The sequence below is a fragment of the Lachnoclostridium sp. An138 genome (assembly GCF_002160765.1).
In the GTDB taxonomy this organism is placed as follows: Bacteria; Bacillota; Clostridia; order Lachnospirales; family Lachnospiraceae; genus Laedolimicola; species Laedolimicola faecalis.
This window is the reverse complement of record NZ_NFLF01000015.1, coordinates 1-18,257: the sequence shown is the minus strand read 5'-3', so window position 1 is coordinate 18,257 and position 18,257 is coordinate 1. Positions and strand designations below refer to the sequence as shown.

19 protein-coding genes, 1 tRNA gene and 1 riboswitch are annotated in these 18,257 nt (G+C 46.6%); of the genes, 19 read left to right on the top strand and 1 reads right to left on the bottom strand.

Annotated elements, in window-relative coordinates:
- Positions 1 to 71 precede the first annotated feature (71 nt).
- From B5E82_RS12515 to B5E82_RS12450, 15 genes are all read left to right on the top strand, one after another.
- On the top strand, positions 72 to 1,628 hold the full coding sequence (locus tag B5E82_RS12515) for an ArnT family glycosyltransferase (RefSeq protein ID WP_087307907.1): 1,557 nt from the start codon (positions 72 to 74) through the stop codon (positions 1,626 to 1,628).
- Positions 1,629 to 1,632: 4 nt separating this feature from the next.
- Positions 1,633 to 4,404, top strand: coding sequence for a hypothetical protein (locus B5E82_RS12510; protein ID WP_087307906.1), 2,772 nt, complete (start codon positions 1,633 to 1,635; stop codon positions 4,402 to 4,404).
- Between the two features lie 3 nt (positions 4,405 to 4,407).
- The gene (locus B5E82_RS12505; RefSeq protein ID WP_087307905.1) at positions 4,408 to 5,127 is read left to right on the top strand and encodes a lysophospholipid acyltransferase family protein; all 720 of its coding nucleotides are present in this window, start codon (positions 4,408 to 4,410) and stop codon (positions 5,125 to 5,127) included.
- A 4-nt stretch (positions 5,128 to 5,131) separates the two neighbouring features.
- Positions 5,132 to 5,518: a DUF5655 domain-containing protein gene (locus B5E82_RS12500; RefSeq protein ID WP_087307904.1), complete on the top strand. Its 387-nt coding sequence runs from the start codon at positions 5,132 to 5,134 to the stop codon at positions 5,516 to 5,518.
- A gap of 2 nt (positions 5,519 to 5,520) precedes the next feature.
- The gene (locus tag B5E82_RS12495; RefSeq protein ID WP_330398367.1) at positions 5,521 to 5,784 is read left to right on the top strand and encodes a hypothetical protein; all 264 of its coding nucleotides are present in this window, start codon (positions 5,521 to 5,523) and stop codon (positions 5,782 to 5,784) included.
- Positions 5,771 to 5,905 carry a hypothetical protein gene (locus B5E82_RS18725; RefSeq protein WP_330398365.1) on the top strand — a complete coding sequence of 45 codons (135 nt, stop codon included), beginning with the start codon at positions 5,771 to 5,773 and terminating at the stop codon, positions 5,903 to 5,905. The genes B5E82_RS12495 and B5E82_RS18725 overlap by 14 nt, the downstream gene beginning before the upstream one ends.
- Entirely contained in the window at positions 5,892 to 7,241 is a 1,350-nt protein-coding gene (locus B5E82_RS12490) for a GNAT family N-acetyltransferase (protein ID WP_162610774.1), read from the top strand. The genes B5E82_RS18725 and B5E82_RS12490 overlap by 14 nt, the downstream gene beginning before the upstream one ends.
- Before the next feature lie 30 nt (positions 7,242 to 7,271).
- Entirely contained in the window at positions 7,272 to 7,781 is a 510-nt protein-coding gene (locus B5E82_RS12485) for a GNAT family N-acetyltransferase (protein WP_087307903.1), read from the top strand.
- A gap of 67 nt (positions 7,782 to 7,848) precedes the next feature.
- On the top strand, positions 7,849 to 8,667 hold the full coding sequence (locus B5E82_RS12480; RefSeq protein ID WP_087307902.1) for a GNAT family N-acetyltransferase: 819 nt from the start codon (positions 7,849 to 7,851) through the stop codon (positions 8,665 to 8,667).
- Positions 8,668 to 8,670: 3 nt separating this feature from the next.
- The gene (locus B5E82_RS12475; RefSeq protein ID WP_087307901.1) at positions 8,671 to 8,925 is read left to right on the top strand and encodes a hypothetical protein; all 255 of its coding nucleotides are present in this window, start codon (positions 8,671 to 8,673) and stop codon (positions 8,923 to 8,925) included.
- A 6-nt stretch (positions 8,926 to 8,931) separates the two neighbouring features.
- Complete coding sequence (locus B5E82_RS12470; RefSeq protein ID WP_140393139.1) at positions 8,932 to 9,192, top strand: sigma factor-like helix-turn-helix DNA-binding protein; 261 nt, start codon at positions 8,932 to 8,934, stop codon at positions 9,190 to 9,192.
- Positions 9,167 to 9,979 carry a DUF4367 domain-containing protein gene (locus tag B5E82_RS12465; protein ID WP_087307899.1) on the top strand — a complete coding sequence of 271 codons (813 nt, stop codon included), beginning with the start codon at positions 9,167 to 9,169 and terminating at the stop codon, positions 9,977 to 9,979. Before B5E82_RS12470 ends, B5E82_RS12465 begins: the two co-directional genes overlap by 26 nt.
- Positions 9,980 to 10,051: 72 nt before the next feature.
- On the top strand, positions 10,052 to 10,789 hold the full coding sequence (locus tag B5E82_RS12460; protein WP_087307898.1) for a hypothetical protein: 738 nt from the start codon (positions 10,052 to 10,054) through the stop codon (positions 10,787 to 10,789).
- Positions 10,790 to 10,873: 84 nt separating this feature from the next.
- The gene (locus B5E82_RS12455) at positions 10,874 to 12,013 is read left to right on the top strand and encodes a hypothetical protein (protein ID WP_087307897.1); all 1,140 of its coding nucleotides are present in this window, start codon (positions 10,874 to 10,876) and stop codon (positions 12,011 to 12,013) included.
- Positions 12,014 to 12,104: 91 nt separating this feature from the next.
- Complete coding sequence (locus B5E82_RS12450) at positions 12,105 to 13,367, top strand: hypothetical protein (RefSeq protein WP_087307896.1); 1,263 nt, start codon at positions 12,105 to 12,107, stop codon at positions 13,365 to 13,367.
- A gap of 273 nt (positions 13,368 to 13,640) precedes the next feature.
- On the opposite strand, the gene mgrA is transcribed toward B5E82_RS12450, so the two are convergent.
- Positions 13,641 to 14,642, bottom strand: a complete 1,002-nt coding sequence (gene mgrA, locus B5E82_RS12440; RefSeq protein ID WP_087307894.1) for an L-glyceraldehyde 3-phosphate reductase — start codon at positions 14,640 to 14,642, stop codon at positions 13,641 to 13,643.
- 103 nt (positions 14,643 to 14,745) lie between these two features.
- Positions 14,746 to 14,825, top strand: a riboswitch (ZMP/ZTP riboswitch).
- A gap of 106 nt (positions 14,826 to 14,931) precedes the next feature.
- On the opposite strand from mgrA, the gene B5E82_RS12435 reads away from it, so the two are divergent.
- From B5E82_RS12435 to B5E82_RS12420, 4 genes are all read left to right on the top strand, one after another.
- Entirely contained in the window at positions 14,932 to 15,654 is a 723-nt protein-coding gene (locus tag B5E82_RS12435; RefSeq protein WP_087307893.1) for an IMP cyclohydrolase, read from the top strand.
- A 4-nt stretch (positions 15,655 to 15,658) separates the two neighbouring features.
- Positions 15,659 to 16,837 carry a phosphoribosylaminoimidazolecarboxamide formyltransferase gene (locus tag B5E82_RS12430; RefSeq protein ID WP_087307892.1) on the top strand — a complete coding sequence of 393 codons (1,179 nt, stop codon included), beginning with the start codon at positions 15,659 to 15,661 and terminating at the stop codon, positions 16,835 to 16,837.
- Between the two features lie 237 nt (positions 16,838 to 17,074).
- Positions 17,075 to 17,740, top strand: a complete 666-nt coding sequence (locus tag B5E82_RS12425) for a GDSL-type esterase/lipase family protein (protein ID WP_087307891.1) — start codon at positions 17,075 to 17,077, stop codon at positions 17,738 to 17,740.
- Between the two features lie 111 nt (positions 17,741 to 17,851).
- Positions 17,852 to 17,940, top strand: a tRNA-Ser gene (locus B5E82_RS12420).
- The last annotated feature ends 317 nt before the right edge of the window (positions 17,941 to 18,257 follow it).

Sequence of the window (18,257 nt, the reverse complement as noted above, 5' to 3'; positions counted from 1 at the left end):
AAATGCACAGGTGACAAAAAGCTGACTTTATACTATAATTATTTTGAATATGCAAAGTTGTGGAGATCTCAATGAAAAATCTGATTCTGCGGGGAGCGAAGGGCACCGTATTCTGGCTGTCTCTGATTTTTATGCTTTTTCTGACGGCCGTAAGCCTTGTAAGCACCGCATATTTTAATCAGGCGGATTTTTATGGGGAACACCCCAGATACCGCATGGACAATATACTGATAAATCTGGTATTTATTTTTCTTGTTCTGGCTGTTCTGGTCTTTCTGAATGCAAAAGGAATTCTGGAAAAGATACCGGTCAAAGGGCTGGCGGCAGCGGCGGTGCTGTTTGTGATCGCTGTCAGCATTCTCTGGGTGAGAGTGAGCCACACCTATCCGGAAGCCGATCAGAAGGCGGTTTCCTGGGTGTCGTATCTGATGACCCAGAACAACTTTCTGTTTTTTGAGCCGGAAAAATACATGCAGATTTATCCCAATCAGCTGGGGCTTGCGGCGATTCTGGAAGCTCTTTACCGGATTACGGGCGGAGAGAACTGGGATGCCTTTCGTTATCTGACGGCGGCGGCAAACGGAGCTGTGGTGTATCTGCTGTATAAGATTACGGACCGGCAGTTCCACAGCCGGAAAGCGGACTGTCTGGTGCTGATCGGCTCTGCGTGCTGTGTTCAGATCATTCTTTATACCACGTTTCTGTATGGGATTATGCTGGGATTGGCCTTTGCTCTGGCGGCCTTTTATGTTCTGCTTGTTTTTCTGGAAAAGGGAAGGATCGGCTATGCTGTTCTTTCCGGTATTCTGATAGGAATTTCAATTCTGGTAAAAAATAATTACAGCATTTTTCTTGTGGCCATGGTGATTCTTCTGCTGTATCAGGCTCTGGAGAAGAAAAGCTGGAAGGCTGTCCTGGCCGCTGTGATCCTGGTTCTGGCCTTTGCAGGACTGAACCGGGGACTGACCGCGTTTTACGAATACCGTTCCGGCATGGAGATTGGAAGCGGCATGCCGAAGACGCTCTGGGTTGCCATGGGAATGCAGGAAGGAGAACGGGCAGAGGGCTGGTATAACGAATTTAATTACAATACCTTTCTGGAGACCGGCTGCGACGCGGAAGAAAGCGATGCCATCGCAAAGGCTTCTATCGCGGATTCTCTGGAAAAATTTAAAAATGACCCGGCTTATGCTCTGAATTTTTATTATAAAAAGACAGTGTCCCAGTGGAACGAGCCCACCTGCGAGGCTCTCTGGGTCAATCAGTTTCACAGCGGGGAATTTTCCCGGATTGTGCAGAGCATCTATGACGGAAAGCTTTATACGGTATTGGAAGAATACATGAATCTTTTTCAGAGTCTGGTCTACGGGGCCGTGCTGTTTCTTCTGTGGAAACGAAAGAAAAGCTGGAGCATGGAGCAGCTTTTCCTGCCTCTGGTGATTCTGGGCGGATTCTTTTTCCATACCTTATGGGAAGCAAAATCTCAGTATATCTTTCCTTATTTTGTGTGTCTGCTTCCCTGTGCGGCTGCAGGACTTGCAGAGGCCTCGGACATTCTGAAAAAGCGGACAGCAGAAAAGATACGATCAAAAAAAGAACGTATCAGAAAAAATGCGGAGGAACGGTAAGATTATGAAGAAATATTTTTCACAGAAAATCTGTGTATGCGCAGCGATTCTGTCTCTTCTGGCCACAGCCCTGACTTCCTGGCTGATTATGCGGGTCCAGTATCAGCGGACGCCGGAATATGAAGAATTTGTCACGGGCTATACGACCTGGACGGGATATTATAAGCAGGGCGATATGAATCTGGCATATCTTGTGATCGGCGGCATTTTGATCTTTTTTGTATTGTTTGCTGTTCTTTTAAGCCTTCTTTCCAGAAAAGTGACATGGCTTTCGGGAAATATTGATCGAAGGACAGAGTATGGGGCAGGCTTTCATGAAAAATATGAGAAGTTCGAATATGTGGTATTTCTGCTGATCTTTGCGGAATTTTCACTGGCCGTCCTCTGTAAGATGATTCAGATGGCGGCGGGAATTTCCTGGCTGGAACAGATATTTCCTGTGCTTCAGATTCTTCTTTTGATTCCTGCAGGCATCTGTTCTGTTCAGTATGTGAAACATGGAAAGACAGGTCTTATGAAACGGGCGGTGGAGTGGAGCCAGTTCTTTCTTCCGCTGTGTTTTCTGTGGATTGCCCGCTATGAATATCTGCGGGACGGAGAAATCATTCAGCTCTATGATTCCTGGAAAATGAAGACGGCGGCGGCTGTCTTTGCCGGGATTCTGATCGTCTATAATGTCTGGAAGCTGTTTACCAGAAACAGAGAAAAAGAAAAGCCGGTGATTTTGCTGAGCAGCTTTCTTTCTCTGGCTGTGTTTGCGTCCTATACGCTTCCCAGCGGCACCATTTCCGGCACGCCTCTGGAAATGTACCATTATGGAGAACTTTCGGAGCCCCTGCATCAGCTTCTGAATTTTGGAATTGTTCCCTATCTGGATACGATGCCGATCCACGGCGTCTGCGATTATTTTCAGGCGGCGGTATGGTATGGACTGTTTGACGGAACCTATGCGGCCTTTGAACCGGCCATGATTATAGGCTGTGTGATCATTGCCGTGATTATGGCAGCAGTGTATTACTGTTTTGTGGAAAACAGGCTGGCGGGCCTTCTCTGTATCCTGCTGTTTTCCCTGTTTGGCGACAAATACTATTATGTGCGCTGGGCCTTTGCCCTGCCCTTTATTCTGATCGTATTTTCAAAGAAAATACGAAAGAATTTTCCGATGCTGCTCTGGTGCTGGACCTTTATCTCCATTCTCTCCATTGCCTGGAATTCCTCCATCGGAGGAGCCTGCGCCCTGGCGGCCCTTCCCATGGTGCTCTGGGAAGGCATCCATGAGAAGGGATGGAAGATTTTCCTGCGCCTGAATGAAAAGGAGGTCAGAAAAAAGATTCTGCCCTGGTATCTTCCCCTTTTGATCCTGGGAATCTGCTTTATCCCCATGTTTATCGCGATTCTGCGTTATATCGTGGAAAATTCCCAGGCAATTCTGGAAACCACGGGAGATATGCTGATGGAAGAGCTCACCAGTCCTTATGTCTGGTACGCCACCTTTGGCTTTGTATTTTCCCTGCTGGCAGCTCTGATCTATCTGGCCGGAAAGAAGGGGGAGGAAAAGAAGCCTGCGGTATACGCTTGTGTTTTCCTGGTGATTTTTAATCTGATCATCGTCCGTTATACCTTTGTCCGGACTCAGTTCGGAGAGAGAGGCGTGATCGTGACCACGATCTGCAGCCTGTTTTTGCTCCTGATGATCTTTCTGCCTTATCTGCGCCGGCGTCCTTCAATCACGACGGCAGTTATGACGGCCTTTCTCTTTGTCTGCACGGTCCTGTCCAAAGGATCAAATCTTCTGGCTATGCCCGCGAATGTGTTTGAAGTGGGAGAGATTTCAGAGGAATATGTGTACGCGGATACAGAGGAGACAGGAATAGGAGGACTTGGTGATATTTATATTACCGAAGATCAAAAGGAAGAGCTGATGAATCTCAACGAGCTGGCAAATGATCTCTGCGCGGATCTGAAATTCGTGGATATGACCAACCAGCTCTCGCATTATAATATTCTGAACAAAGAAAATTTAATGCCTTTCAGCAGCACCTACAATACCAATAACAAGGTGATGCAGACGCGGGGCATCGAGGTTCTGAAAGAGCTGCAGCCGGAGATTATCGTGGTATCTCCCGAGTGGATTCATGATTCCGGCTCTTTAAGCACCCGGAATTACTATCTGTATCAGTATCTGGCGGCCAATTACACGCCCTGTAAGTATAAAAATATCATTTTCCTGACCAACAGCGACGAGGTGAGAAGACAGTTTGATTCTGCCTATGAAGAACTGGGCCAGATCATGCATATTGAACGTCTGGGTAAGCTTCCTCTGCTGTGGGGAAATGAATATCTGGAAGAGCAGGAGACGGAAGATCTGGATCTGGAGATGAATCTGGTGGATACTAACGCAGAACAGCTGGAAGGAGATTTCTATCTTCTGTCCGCAGAGGAAAACTATTTTCTGTATGGTTTTGACGAAAATCAGTCCGGAATGGAGATCCCCTTCCTGCGGATTACGGTAGAGGATCAGAGCGGCTCTGAGGAAGAGCTGCGGTTTGAAGGAGTCGTATACTTTATGGATGAAGGAAAGGGCGTCAAGGAGAGCCACCGGTTTATCTTTGACGGCGGAGAGGGAACCTATCTGATTCCTCTGACCACCAGTCCATACTGGAGCTACTCAGATGAAATTCAAAGCATCATGATTGATTTTATCAGCAGCAGCCTTCCCGGAAAACAGATATCGATGCAGCTTGAGTTTGAGACATTAAGAGAAAGTGAAGGATAAACTATGTGGCGGATCATTTTAATGGTGCTTTACAATCTTCCGTTTGCTCCCTGGTGGTGGTATCAGCTCTGCCATTACGCGAAACATACGGATGAAATTCCCGAGGATAAGAAATATGCTCTTTTGAAAAAGATCACGGTTCATGCCAATAAGGGAGGCCGTGTGAAAATCGACGTGCACGGGCAGGAGAACATCCCCCGGGAAGAAAACTTTGTGTTCTTTCCCAACCATCAGGGACTGTTTGACGTGCTTTCCATTATTGAGGCCAGTGACAGACCGTTCTCTGTAGTGGCAAAGATTGAAGTGAAAAACATCTTTTTCCTGAAACAGGTCTTTGCGATTATGAAGGCCAAGTTTATGGATCGGGATGATGTGCGCCAGTCTCTGAAGGTCATTCTTTCCGTGACAGATGAGGTGAAGGCGGGACGAAACTTTCTGATCTTTCCCGAAGGAACCCGGTCCAAGAACGGAAACCACCCCGGCGATTTCAAGGGAGGAAGCTTTAAATGCGCCATGAATGCCCGCTGTCCCATTGTTCCGGTGGCGATGCTGAATTCCTATCAGGCCTTTGACACGAACAGCATTCATCCGGTGACAGTACAGGTGCATTTTCTGGAGCCCCTTTACTACGAAGATTATAAGGATATGAAATCTACAGAGATTGCCAAAGTCGTGCGCGCGCGTATCGTAGAACGGATCGAAGCAGCGGAGAAGGAGATGTAAATGTATGAATCAGGAGGTTCTGTTTTTCTTTGAAAAAATGCCTGACGCGGTTCCTCTTTATGAAGCCCTGGAAGAGCACATATTATCTGAAATCGAAAATGTGCAGATAAGGGTGCAGAAGACCCAGATCACCTTTACGAATCCGAAGGTGTTCGGCTGCGTCTCCCAGCTTCGTGTCCGGAAGAAAAGCGAGCTTCCGGAGGTGTATATCGTTGTGACCTTCGGACTGGAACACAAGGTGGAATCGCCGCGGATCGCGGTAGCTACAGAGCCTTATCCCAGAAGATGGACCCATCATGTGGTAGTCTCCAGTCTGGAAGAGATCGACGGCGAGCTAATGGGATGGATGAAGGAAGCGGCAGAATACGCGGCGCGGAAGGGAAGAAAGTAACAATGGAGATTCGAAACGCGGTGTTTTCTGACTGGAAAGCCCTGGCAGAGATAGAAAGAGTCTGTTTTCCAGCAGAAGAAGCGGCTTCCGGGGACAGTATCCGGGAGCGGCTGTCCTGTTTTCCCGATCATTTCTGGCTTTTATCCGACCAGGGAAGAATCGTATCTTTTGTGGATGGAATGGTTACAGAGGAAAAAGATCTGACAGATGAGATGTATGAGCGGCCCGCCATGCACCGGGAGGAAGGGTCTGGTGCTTACCTGTAAGGAAGCGCTGATTCCCTATTATGCAAAGTTTGGGTTTGTAAACGAAGGAGTATCAGAGTCTGTGCATGGAGGCGCAGTCTGGTATCAGATGAGGTTGGAATTGAACAATGAAAAAGAGTAGCGTAAAGATAGACAGACTGGAAGAAAAAGATTTGGAGCGGGTGATGGAGATCTGGCTCCACACGAATCAGACTGCCCACAGCTTTGTGCCTGCGGATTACTGGAAGAGTCATTATGAAGAAGTGGAAAAAGCCCTTCCGGAAGCGGAGGTTTATGTGGCTCACTCTGAGGAAAACGGGCAGGAAGAAATTCTTGGTTTCTTAGGCTTAAGCGGCGGCTACATTGCCGGTCTTTTTGTGGCGGAAGCATGGCAGTCCCACGGGATTGGAAAAGAACTGACAGATTATGTGAAGAGACGGAAGGACAGCCTGGAGCTGCATGTATTTGCGGAGAATCAAAGGGCTGTCCGTTTTTATAAACGGGAAGGCTTCCGGATTCAGGAGCGGCAGATCGCTGAAGATACAGGAAAACCGGAATACCGGATGGTCTGGGAAAAGAAGAAAAGGCAGGGAATCCCTGTGGGAAGCAAAGCAGGAATCGTCTGCTGTTCCAATGGACTGCCGCCGGAAAGAAAAGAGACAATGGAAAAGCTGTCAGCTTATCTGCGCGGGGCCGGCCTGACGCCTGTACCTGGCAGTTTTCTTTATCAGAAACATTCCGTTTTCAGCGGAACAGGAAGAGAGCGGGCGGAAAATCTGATGAATTTTTACCGCGATCCGGAAATTCGCGTGATTTTTGATGTATCGGGCGGCGATCTGGCAAATGAGATTCTGCCGTTTCTGGATTTTGACAGAATCGCGGAAAGCGGAAAAGAATTCTGGGGCTACAGTGATCTGACCACGGTGATCAATGCCATTTACGCAAAAACAGGCAGAAGTTCCGTGCTCTATCAAGTAAGAAACCTGATTTCCGATCAGGGAAAAATACGCGCGGAGGCTTTTGAAAACACGCTTTTTGAAGGGACAGACGAGTTATTTGATATCTCATATGAGTTTCTCCAGCAGGATTGCCTGGAAGGAATTTTAATCGGCGGAAATATCCGCTGTCTGCTAAAGCTCGCCGGAACAGAATACTGGCCGGATATGGACGGAAAAATTCTTCTTCTGGAAGCTCTGGGCGGAGATGTCCCCAAGATGGCCACGTACCTAAGCCAGCTGAATCAGCTGCATGTCTTCGATCAGATTGGCGGCATCCTTTTGGGAACTTTTACGGAGATGGAGAAAAACGGGTACTCTCCTTCTGTGGAAGAGCTGGTAAAACAATATACCGGCGGAAAGCTTCCCATAGCGAAAACATGGGAAATCGGACACGGGAAGGACGCAAAAGCCGTCCGGATTGGAGCAAAAATCACGTTAAACTCACGCCAGGTTGATAAAAGCGGAAAACAATGTGGATAACTTTAAAAAAATAACAGGAGGAAGTGGAAAATGGCAGTCAGACTAAGAGCATGGACACTGGCAGACGCGCCTGTGCTGGCAGAGCTCATCAATAACAAAAAAGTACAGGATAATCTGCGGGATGGTATTCCGTTCCCTTATGGGGAAGAAGACGCGAAGGTATTTCTGTCAGAGATGCTCGCCTCCGATCCCGATCAGAACATTGCCTTTGCCATTGAGGCAGATGGAAAGCTGATCGGAAGCATATCAGCTGTCCGCTGCGGAAACATTCATTTCCGGACAGCCGAGCTTGGTTATTATCTTGGAGAGCCCTATTGGGGAAAAGGCTTTGCCACAGAAGCGGTCCGCCAGATCTGCGAATATGTCTTTCAGAAGACAGACATCATCCGGATATTTGCGGAACCCTTTGCTTATAATGCAGCTTCCTGCCGCGTGTTGGAAAAAGCAGGTTTTCAGCTGGAAGGGGTGCTGCGCAGCAACGCAGTGAAAAATGGCCGCGTTCAGGATATGAACATGTACGCAAGAATCCGAAAGGAATAAAACAGGAGAACTGAAAGAGCTAAAACAGAAGAAAGAAAAGAAATAAAGAGGGAAACAGAAAAGTCATATGATACGGAAAGTGACAGATACAAAGCAGGTAAAACCTCTCTTCGACGGCTGGGAAGAGACCATGATCTGGTCCTGCCTGCAGGGCGTCATGGGAGATTTGTACGCGGATTATTCCGGAGACGCTGCAGACTCTTACCAAATTTCCGGACCGGAAGCCGCAAAGGCCATACTTGGGGATTTTGTCTTTCTTGCGGGAAAGCCATCGGAAGAATTGCTTTCGTACCAGCCGCCCTGCAGAGCCGGGAAAAAAGTAGAATCTCAGATTCTCGTTCCCCGGGACGCAGACTGGGAAAATCTGATCGAAAAAGTCTATGGATCCCGGGCGGAAAGAATCACACGCTATGCGATCCAAAAAGAGCCGGATGTCTGGGATGGGCAAGGAAGAGAAAGGCTGAAGAAAATGGCTTCGGCGCTTCCGGAAGGGTATGAGCTTCGTCTGATCGATCAGGAGCTTTACGATCAGTGCAGGCAGCAGGAGTGGAGCCGCGATCTGGTTTCACAGTTTCCGGATTATGAAACATATCAGAAATGGGGACTGGGAACCGCCGCGCTTCATGGAAAACGTCTGGTCTGCGGGGCTTCTTCCTATTCCCGCTATCTGGAAGGCATAGAGATTGAGATAGATACGAGAGAAGACTGCCGGAGAAGAGGACTGGCCCGGGCCTGCGCGGCCCGTCTGATCCTGGAATGTCTGGACAGAGGACTGTATCCAAGCTGGGACGCACACACGGAGATTTCCGCGGAGCTCGCGGAAAAGCTGGGATATCACAGGGGAGAAGAGTATACGGCATATCTGCTGATGGGGAGCAGGAAATAAAAAATGACAAAAAAGGAAGCAAACAGACTGATTTTAAAAATACGTGATGAAATGTACGAGGAAATTGCCTGGTACATATGGAATCATTGCCACGACGAAGAAATGGCAAAAGATATTCTGCAGGAAATTTTTCTGGAGGTGTGCAGAAATGCGGAAAAACTGGCGGTTCATGAATGTTATCGCGGATGGGTATACAAAACAGCAAAATATAAACTGATGAAAATGAAAGCGCTGGATTCTGAACAGAAAAAGCGCTAGATACCTTTGGAAGATATTGAAAATATGGAGTTCTCATCGGAAGATGAGCATGATTTTCTTGTTTTTAACGAATACAGCCACATATTGAGCTCAGAAAAAATTGAGCTGCTGAAAGATTATTATTATACAGGAAAAACGATTGAAGATATCGCAGAAGAGAAGGGAAAGACAATCGGCGCGGTCAAAATGCAGCTGAAAAGAATACGGGAAAAGATAAAAAATTTTCCGAAGGAAACAGATAATGAAAAAGAATCAGGCTTTAATTGATGAATTGAATAAAGAGCTGGAAGCGGAACTGGAGAAAGAACCAGCTCAGATAGACACAGAAAAAATACGTGAAATAAACAAGATCATTGCGAGGCTGGAGGGGCAGACAAAGCTTCCGGAAAGCTTGGAAAAATCAAAATTCTTTAAAGAATTTGATCGTAAATACGGTTACAGTCCTGAAAAGGAAGAAAAGTATACAATTACATTTTCCCGTAGAAAACTGCAATTCGTAAAAAAGGCCGTGGCAGCCTGTGCAGTTCTCTGTATTCTCTTTTTAGCGGGAAATGCCATATCTGTGTCAGCGGTAGATAAATCCTTATTTGAGATTTTTCAGGAGACAGCCCACAGTTTAAGGTATATGGCATATGGAGCTCAGGAATCAGATACTCAGATAGAAGAGTTTACCGGTGAACCGGTTGCCTTTTCTTCATGGAAAGAAGCAAAAGAGCAGGTGTCATGTTCACTCCTTGACTTTGAATATATGCCGGAAAACTTTACGCTGGAGCAGGGAGAAATATATGATTTCGGATCTTTGTGCAGGATCTCGGCATATTTTACCGACGGGGAACTATATGTAAATGTATCAGCTCAATATGGAGATGCAGCAGGAACAGGTACGATAGGAACAGACGGAGATACAGAAAAGAAGAAAATAGGAGAGAGGGAAGTATATTTTACGGATGGAGAGAATAAATCAGTTATTTTTGAGGAGCAAGGGGTGATGTATTCTATTGATTCCAATCTGGATTCAGAAGAATTAATAAAAATTGTAGAAAATATGAAATAGGATGTTACTTTTTCCGGATATTGCAGGATGTATTATACAGCAGGAAAAATAAAAAGAACGGAGTGAACCAAAATGAAAAAAACAGTAACCATCGTACTGTTGCTTTCAATCATTGCTTTATCCGGGTGTACGACAGATGAAAAAAATACATCTGCTGAGACGGAGATAAGCACAGAGACAGAAAGCAATGACGAAAAGACAGAGGAAGAAGATTCAGAACCAGAACCTCCGGAAAGAGAAGAAGTGCTTGCTGCCCGTGAGCTGGCGCTGGAAGGCATATCTGAAGAAGAGGCAGAGCGTTTAACAGAAAACATAAAAACAGCGAACCTGGTGCTGGAACAGGCGTATATGTATGATAACATCTTCGGAAAACTGGAGGATAAGGACAGTCTTTATTGGAATTACTTCGATCAGACAGGTGAAATTCAGATAGGATGGGCTTATGAAGGCGATATCGTTAAGAAAGAAGTTATGGAAGAAGAAAACCTGACGGAAGAAGATTTCTATTCGAAGTACGGTTCACCTGTCGTAGCAGAAAATCACTATGACGCAGAGGCATTTGCAGAACTGCTTGCAGATATGAAAAGTACCGTAAATAACGAAAATCTGCAAAATGATCTGCAGCAGATTATAGACAATACAAAACTGGCAGCGGAAACTCATGAAATGGAGTATGCGAATAATATTTACAAGCTGGTGCATGACATGGATTATTTTCTGCTCAGATATGGGCCGGACGATGTGGGCTCATATGTGCAGGACAAGTCTATGATCAGCAGGTATTATGGCACTTTGTCATTTTATGACTGATGCGGATTGATTACAGACAGTGAATGATTTTGCTGCCTTGAAACAATTTGCCGGCAAAACATCATATACGAGGGGAAAATTCAAATGAAGAGAAAACACATGATTTCTGTTATGGTCCTTTTTCTTTTTGTCTTTGCAGCCGCCTGCGGACAAAAAGAAAACGTGCAGGAGTCTCAGCCGGAGAAAGCAGAAGAGACAGAAGAAGCCGTGGAGGAACTTCCGGCTCCGGATGAAACTGCGGAATCAGAAGAAGAACTGGCTGTCCAGAAGCTTGTGCTGACCGAAGGAGAACTTTTAAACAGAAACTATTACAACAAAGAGCTGTGCTACTGGAACGGCTCTGTGTATGGCCTGCGGAAAGGCGGTCTTTACAGACGCGCAGATAATGAAGAGGAATGGGAGCTTTTGTGTGAGCTTTCGCTGACACCGCAGAAAAGCATGGAGATTTATGAGCACTGGCTTTACTTCATGATTCCTGCGGATGAATCCGATGCAGAAGATATCCGCGCGCCTAAAATACTGTGCCGGTACGATTTGGAAAATCAGACGCTCGAGAATCTGATGGAGCTGACAAAAGAAACAGTAGACATTACCATTTATAATTCCGTTTTGTATCTTAAAATTGCCGGTCTATCCTCCTCCTGTCGTTATGAAGGGTGGAAACTGAATGAGTCAGGAGTGCCGGAGACAGAACTGGAAGAAAGTTCGCCGGAGTTTGTCTGCCGCATGGCAAATGAATATCAGAAGGAAGAGGAAGAAAACAGCGAAAATGTGAACTGGATTCCCAAGCTGCCAAATGAAGTGATTGCGTCGCCGGACTGTGCCCTTCTGCTGGATGGAAATATGTTGTTTTCTGAGCCATACGACGAAGCAGGCCGGGAAATTTTCCTTTATTCTGCGGACGGCAGCAGGAAGGAATCCCTTTTTACGACAGCAGATATTTTTATGGTTACAGAAGATGGAATCTATTACATAAAAGAAGGGGTGAAAATCAATTACTATTCCTTTTCTGACCAGACAGAGAAGTCATTTGCAGTACTGGATGAATGGACTTCTCTGGAACCGCTGACTTATGACGAAGAATACCTGTATGGATATGATATGGAATGGAAGGTGCTGCGTATTTCCAGAGACGGCGGAGAAATAGAATATCTGGAGGAATATCAGTTCCAGGAGATTCCCTGGTGCTGTTTTGTGGATAACGGAACCTTATACATGGAGTAGCTGTGGAAAATCTCATGTAATAGGTATGCCTTTGTCAATTAAGGGGAGGTATATAGAGTAGAAACAAAAATAACAAAAGAGGGAGAGTCAAATGAGAAAAACGAAAACAAAGTATTTTATGTTCGGCCTGATTTTTCTGCTGATTCTGTCCGTGAGCGCCTGTGGGAAAAAGAGAGAAGAGCAGATAGAAGAGGAGAACACAGAAAGCGTATCAGAATTTCACACGGAAGATGAAGTAATTGCAGAAGAAGGTACGGGAAAAGGCACAAAGGAGGAGCCGGACAATACGGAAGGCGGCACAGATGCGGTTCCCGAAGAAAGCTGGGTAAATCATTATTATAACCGTGGAATTTATTTTAAAGACGGTTATACCTACCGCCAGTTTGCAGATGGGCTTTACAGGCGCCAGGCTGGAACGGACAGCTGGGAGCTTCTCTGCGAGATTACGACAAATTATGGTCCCGGGCTTACCTGTTATGGGGACAGGCTGTATTTCACCGGATACGAGGAAGAAGCGGATACAGAGGGAAGCGGCTGGAATAATGCTGTCTTCTACTATGATTTGGACACGGGCGAATCAGGGAATCTGCTGAACGTAGGAACACTGACCGGGGCGCTGAATGTATATGACGGCTGTCTTTATGTTCAGAGTTTTGCTCTGGATGGCGGGTATATGGTATACGATGGCTACCGTCTGAATGAGGAAGGAGAAATTCTGGAACAGCTGGATTCGGAAGCGGAAGATTTTTTGTGCCGGGAGCAGAATGAATACAGTATAGCAGAATATGAACTGATGCATGGTCCGGTATCGGGCAGAAGAAGCAGCGGCACGAGTATTGATGAACTGAAAGAGGAAGTGATTTCCACTCCGGCCTGCGCGGCGATGCTGGACGGGAAAGTGGTTCTGCGTCAGCAGAAAGGCGAAGGCGGCAGCAATTATTTTCTACGGGATCTGACTACAGGAGAGGACGAACTTCTTTTTGATGCCAGTGACATCCTGACAGTAATGAAAGATGGGATTTATTACTTTCCATCCACAGGGGCGGAAGAATCATTGATGTATTATTCTTTTGCAGACGGAACGAATCGGGAACTTCCCTTGCCTGAATTCTGGCAGGGAGACAACCGAATGATGAATCCATCTTCTTATATAACCTGGGATCAGGAAGCGCTTTATTTTTTTAATTATGGAAGTGAAGATGATGCAGCCCAGATTGTGAAGATATCTTTGTCTGATGGTTCTGTCGAAACCATAGTCGAGGGAGAAGCATTGATGGAGACAGAAGCCTATAGGATCAATCAGGTGGATGAGGAATATTTCTATCACGGCGCTCAGATGTATCCCCTTCCCTGATAAAAAACGGGGGAGATAAATGAAAAGAAAGTATGCTGTACTTTGTATTCTGGCAGGAACTGTAGGAGATCGTGTATACAGAAGAACTGAGAGAAAATATCTGGAAAATGAATGGAGGATATTTTAACGGGCAGCCTTATTACAAAGTGGAAGACGGTCGGATTTTCATGGAGTGCCAGCCGTCTCTGAGCGTTGAACAGAGGGCGGCACTCCATACTTTTGAAGAAATTCTCAGAATGGAAGTTCTGTATGAAGAAAATTCAGGAGGAAAACTTAAGATGGCAGAGGATTGACGATTTCATCAATCTTCTGAAGCTCCTCCGCAGACAGTGGTGCGCCCTCCAGGGCCTTCAGGTTTTCCAGAATCTGTTCCGGCCGGGAAGCTCCGATCAGAACGCCGGTGACGGCGTCATCCTTCATGACCCATTTGATTGCCATGGAAGCCAGTGATTCGCCGCGTTCTCCAGCCATATCGTTTAGTTTCCGGACGGCGGTAAGTCTCTCTTCCGTCAGGGAATCCTCATGGAGAAAACGGCCGTCTGTCCGGATACGGCTGTCCTCCGGGATACCATTCAGATAACGGTCTGTCAGGACGCCTTGTTCCAGCGGCTTAAAGGCGATGATTCCTTTGCCGTATTCAGCGGCAGCCTGTTTCAGGCCGTTCTTTTCGATTGTCCGGTTAAAGATATTATAGGCATTCTGGTTCAGAACGAAGGGGCAGCGCAGATCCTCAAGAATCCGGCATGCTTTTATCATGGTCTCTCCGTCGTAATTGGAAAGTCCGGCATAAAGAGCCTTTCCGCTTTTGACAGCCTGGTCGAGAGCGCCCATGCTTTCTTCCAGGGGAGTCTCCGGGTCCATCCGGTGGTGGTAGAAAATGTCCACGTAATCCAGATTCATCCGTTTCAGACTCTGGTCCAGACTGGAGAGCAGATACTTGCGGCTGCCCCAGTTTCCGTAGGGACCGGGCCACATATCATATCCGGCCTTGGTGCTGATGAGAAGCTCGTCCCGGTAAGAAGCCAGATCCTCTTTCAGAATCCGGCCGAAATTGCGTTCCGCGCTGCCGGGCGCCGGACCGTAATTATTGGCCAGATCAAAATGGGTGATGCCCTGGTCAAAAGCCGTGAACAAAAGCTGTTTCATATTATCAAAATTGCCCGTATCCCCGAAATTGTGCCACAGGCCCAGAGAGATGGCCGGAAGCTTCAGGCCGCTTCTTCCGCAGCTGCGGTATTTCATGGAATCATAACGGGTTGGTGCTGGCTGGTACATGAAAATTCCCCTTTCTCAGTTTCTCATAATCAGAAATATATATAAAAACAGTATAAACGCCGGCGGCAGGACTTGACAAGCCCCGCCTGAAATGCTATTTTAAAATTAATTATACGACTGACGGAAGTGGAAGTAACCACAGGGAGTATAAGGAATGAGGAGCCGACCGTCTGGGCATGAGTACGCTTGGAGGCCAGGCTTATTTTATTTTAAAAATGAGCCGGCGCGACGGCTCAAAATTACAGCCGCAGAAAACAAAGACACAGCTTTTAAACAAGGAGGAGAACGTATGGAAATGATTTCACTGGCACAGGAGCTCAGAGAGAATTCCTATCCGGGCAGAGGCATTATTCTGGGACGCTCGGAGGATGGAACAAAGGCAGTTGCCGCCTATTTTATCATGGGCAGAAGTGAAAACAGCAGAAACAGAATTTTTGTGGAAGACGGGCAGGGAATCCGGACGCAGGCCTATGATCCCTCAAAGCTTACCGATCCGAGTCTGATCATCTACGCTCCGGTACGCGTGCTGGGCAATAAGACGATTGTCACCAATGGGGATCAGACAGATACCATCTATGAAGGCATGGATAAGCAGCTGACCTTTGAACAATCCTTACGTTCCCGTGAGTTTGAGCCGGACGCGCCCAATTATACGCCTCGTATTTCCGGCATCATGCACATTGAAAACGGAAAATACAGTTACGCGATGTCCATCTTAAAGAGCAACAACGGAGATCCTTCCTCCTGTCTCAGATTTACCTTTGCATACAATGATTGTGCTGCTGGAGAAGGCCATTTCATTCACACCTACAAGGGAGACGGTAATCCCCTCCCCAGCTTTGAAGGAGAGCCGAAGCTGGTGGCGGTTCCGAACGACATGGAGAAGTTTACAAACATGCTTTGGAACAATCTGAATGAGGACAACAAGGTATCCCTTTTCGTCCGCTATATCGATATTGCCACAGGAATTACCCATACAATCATAAAAAACAAAAACGGTCAGGAGGAGTAAGAAAATGAAAGAACTGGAACTGAAATACGGATGCAACCCCAACCAGAAGCCTTCCAGAATCTACGTGGCGGATGGCTCGGATCTGCCGATCACGGTTCTCAGCGGCAAACCCGGCTATATCAATTTTCTGGATGCGTTCAATGGCTGGCAGCTGGTAAAAGAGCTGAAAGAGGCTACAGGGCTTCCGGCGGCCACTTCCTTTAAGCATGTATCTCCGGCCGGCGCCGCAGTGGGACTTCCCCTGGACGACACGCTGAAGAAAATTTACTGGGTGGATGACATGGGAGAACTCTCACCGCTGGCCTGCGCCTATGCAAGAGCAAGAGGCGCGGACAGAATGTCTTCTTTCGGAGACTTCATCGCTCTTTCTGATGTCTGCGACAAAGATACCGCTTCTATTATTAAGAGAGAGGTTTCCGACGGAGTGATCGCACCCGGATTCACAGAGGAAGCTCTGGAGATTCTGAAGCAGAAGAAAAAAGGAAACTATGTGGTGATTCAGATTGATGAATCTTACCGTCCCGCGCCCCTGGAGCACAAGGAAGTATACGGCGTGACTTTTGAGCAGGGCCGTCAGGAGCTTCCCATCAATGACGAGCTGATTTCCAGGATTGTGACAAAAAATAAGGAGCTCCCGGAATCCGCGAAGCGTGATATGAAGATTGCGCTGATTACATTGAAATATACTCAGTCCAATTCCGTATGCTTTGTAAAGGATGGACAGGCTATCGGCGTAGGCGCCGGACAGCAGTCCCGTGTACACTGTACCCGTCTGGCGGGCCAGAAAGCTGACAACTGGTTCCTTCGTCAGAGTCCCCAGGTACTCGGTCTTCAGTTTGTGGACGGAATCGGCCGCGCCGACAGAGACAACGCCATTGACGTCTACATTGGAAATGAATATATGGATGTTCTGGCGGACGGTGCCTGGCAGAAGGTCTTCAAAGTGAAGCCAGAAGTCTTTACAGAGGAAGAAAAACGTGCCTGGCTCGATAAGATGGAGGGAGTTACCCTCGGTTCCGACGCGTTCTTTCCTTTCAGCGACAATATTGAGCGCGCAAAGAAGAGCGGCGTGAAGTATATTGCGGAGCCGGGCGGATCTGTCCGTGACGATCTGGTTATCGAGACCTGTGACAAATACGGAATGGTAATGGCCTTTACGGGAATCCGTCTGTTCCATCACTAATAATTAATATTGATTTCAGAATCCGGCATCGGATGGCAGGGAGAAAAGTCTCGTCTGCCATCCGGTTTTGCTTATAAGGAAAACTTCCGATACTGCTTCTGCGTATCGTATATATAGAAGAAATACGGAAGAGAATCTCTGCGGAAGATCAGATTTTTTTGGAAACCACTGTCCGGGAAAAGGAAGATATAGTATAATAAAATAACTGAGAAAACTTTGAAATTCTGGAGGAAAAGAATGCGTATTTTGTGCATCGGCGACAGCAATACCTGGGGGTATCATCCTGGAGTGGGACTCCGTCATGAAAAAAGATGGACGAGACTGTTGAAAGACTGGTTTCCGGAGGATGAGATTATTGAGGAAGGTCTTTGCGGGCGGACCGCCGTATCTATGGATTTTGCAAAACGGGAACGCTGCGGCATTGACAGCCTGAAACCGATTCTCATGACTCACAAGCCTGTGGATCTGGTAATCATCATGCTGGGTACCAATGACCTGAAAACGGTATTTCATACAAATGCCAAACATATTGCTTCGGGAATTAAGGAATATATCAAGATCATTAAGAATCCCTTTCAGTGGGAAAAATACAGCGTTCCGGAAATACTGATTGCCGCCCCTGTGGTATTTCGGGAGAGTATTGCGGAAAAAGAAGGACCTGGCGGAAACTTTGATGACTACAGTCTCGAGCAGTCCAGGCTCCTGCCGGCTGCGCTGGAAAAGATCTGCAGGGAATACGGGGTGGATTTCCTCAACGCATCCGATTATGCGGAGGCTTCAGAGACAGACGCCATTCATCTGGATGCAGAAAATCACCGCAGACTGGCAGAAGGTTTCGCTGAGAAGATACGGGAAATTCATCGCCGTATGGAACAGCAGCAGGGAAGCGGAACGAAAAAGTAAAAATGTAAAATCTATACGAAAAAATTGTTGACAAACAAAAATGCGTTTAGTATAATAACGTATGCGTCAAAGATGACGTAAAAAAGAATATCGTTTGGAAAACGAACTTCAGGAGAAATACTCAAGAGGCTGAAGAGGCGCCCCTGCTAAGGGTGTAGGTCGGGAATACCGGCGCGAGGGTTCAAATCCCTCTTTCTCCGTTTTCTTTTCAAAAGATATTTTTTTTGCTCCAAAAAGCTGTTGACAAGCTGGTGGAGAGGTGATATAATATAATTCCACTGCGAGAGCGGTGGAAAGTTCTTGAAAAGGAAACAACAAAAACTTCAAAAAAAGTTAAAAAAGTTGTTGACAAACAGGAACGGACATGATAAAATGTCAAAGTTGCGTCTGAGAGATGCACAGCGAACCTTGATAACTGAACAGTGCTAAAGAATCCTTGAAAATTCTTAAGAGAATTGTTCAAAGAACAAAACCTATTTATAACAGTAAACGGGAAAGAGATTGCCAGAAGCGATTT

Bases quoted from the DNA above. Each gene is read 5' to 3' on its own strand.
- B5E82_RS12515 (WP_087307907.1), top strand. From the start codon at position 72: ATGAAAAATCTGATTCTGCGGGGAGCGAAGGGCACCGTATTCTGGCTG.
- B5E82_RS12510 (WP_087307906.1), top strand. From the start codon at position 1,633: ATGAAGAAATATTTTTCACAGAAAATCTGTGTATGCGCAGCGATTCTG.
- B5E82_RS12505 (WP_087307905.1), top strand. From the start codon at position 4,408: ATGTGGCGGATCATTTTAATGGTGCTTTACAATCTTCCGTTTGCTCCC.
- B5E82_RS12500 (WP_087307904.1), top strand. From the start codon at position 5,132: ATGAATCAGGAGGTTCTGTTTTTCTTTGAAAAAATGCCTGACGCGGTT.
- B5E82_RS12495 (WP_330398367.1), top strand. From the start codon at position 5,521: ATGGAGATTCGAAACGCGGTGTTTTCTGACTGGAAAGCCCTGGCAGAG.
- B5E82_RS12490 (WP_162610774.1), top strand. From the start codon at position 5,892: ATGAAAAAGAGTAGCGTAAAGATAGACAGACTGGAAGAAAAAGATTTG.
- B5E82_RS12485 (WP_087307903.1), top strand. From the start codon at position 7,272: ATGGCAGTCAGACTAAGAGCATGGACACTGGCAGACGCGCCTGTGCTG.
- B5E82_RS12480 (WP_087307902.1), top strand. From the start codon at position 7,849: ATGATACGGAAAGTGACAGATACAAAGCAGGTAAAACCTCTCTTCGAC.
- B5E82_RS12475 (WP_087307901.1), top strand. From the start codon at position 8,671: ATGACAAAAAAGGAAGCAAACAGACTGATTTTAAAAATACGTGATGAA.
- B5E82_RS12465 (WP_087307899.1), top strand. From the start codon at position 9,167: ATGAAAAAGAATCAGGCTTTAATTGATGAATTGAATAAAGAGCTGGAA.
- B5E82_RS12460 (WP_087307898.1), top strand. From the start codon at position 10,052: ATGAAAAAAACAGTAACCATCGTACTGTTGCTTTCAATCATTGCTTTA.
- B5E82_RS12455 (WP_087307897.1), top strand. From the start codon at position 10,874: ATGAAGAGAAAACACATGATTTCTGTTATGGTCCTTTTTCTTTTTGTC.
- B5E82_RS12450 (WP_087307896.1), top strand. From the start codon at position 12,105: ATGAGAAAAACGAAAACAAAGTATTTTATGTTCGGCCTGATTTTTCTG.
- mgrA (WP_087307894.1), bottom strand. From the start codon at position 14,642: ATGTACCAGCCAGCACCAACCCGTTATGATTCCATGAAATACCGCAGC.
- B5E82_RS12435 (WP_087307893.1), top strand. From the start codon at position 14,932: ATGGAAATGATTTCACTGGCACAGGAGCTCAGAGAGAATTCCTATCCG.
- B5E82_RS12430 (WP_087307892.1), top strand. From the start codon at position 15,659: ATGAAAGAACTGGAACTGAAATACGGATGCAACCCCAACCAGAAGCCT.
- B5E82_RS12425 (WP_087307891.1), top strand. From the start codon at position 17,075: ATGCGTATTTTGTGCATCGGCGACAGCAATACCTGGGGGTATCATCCT.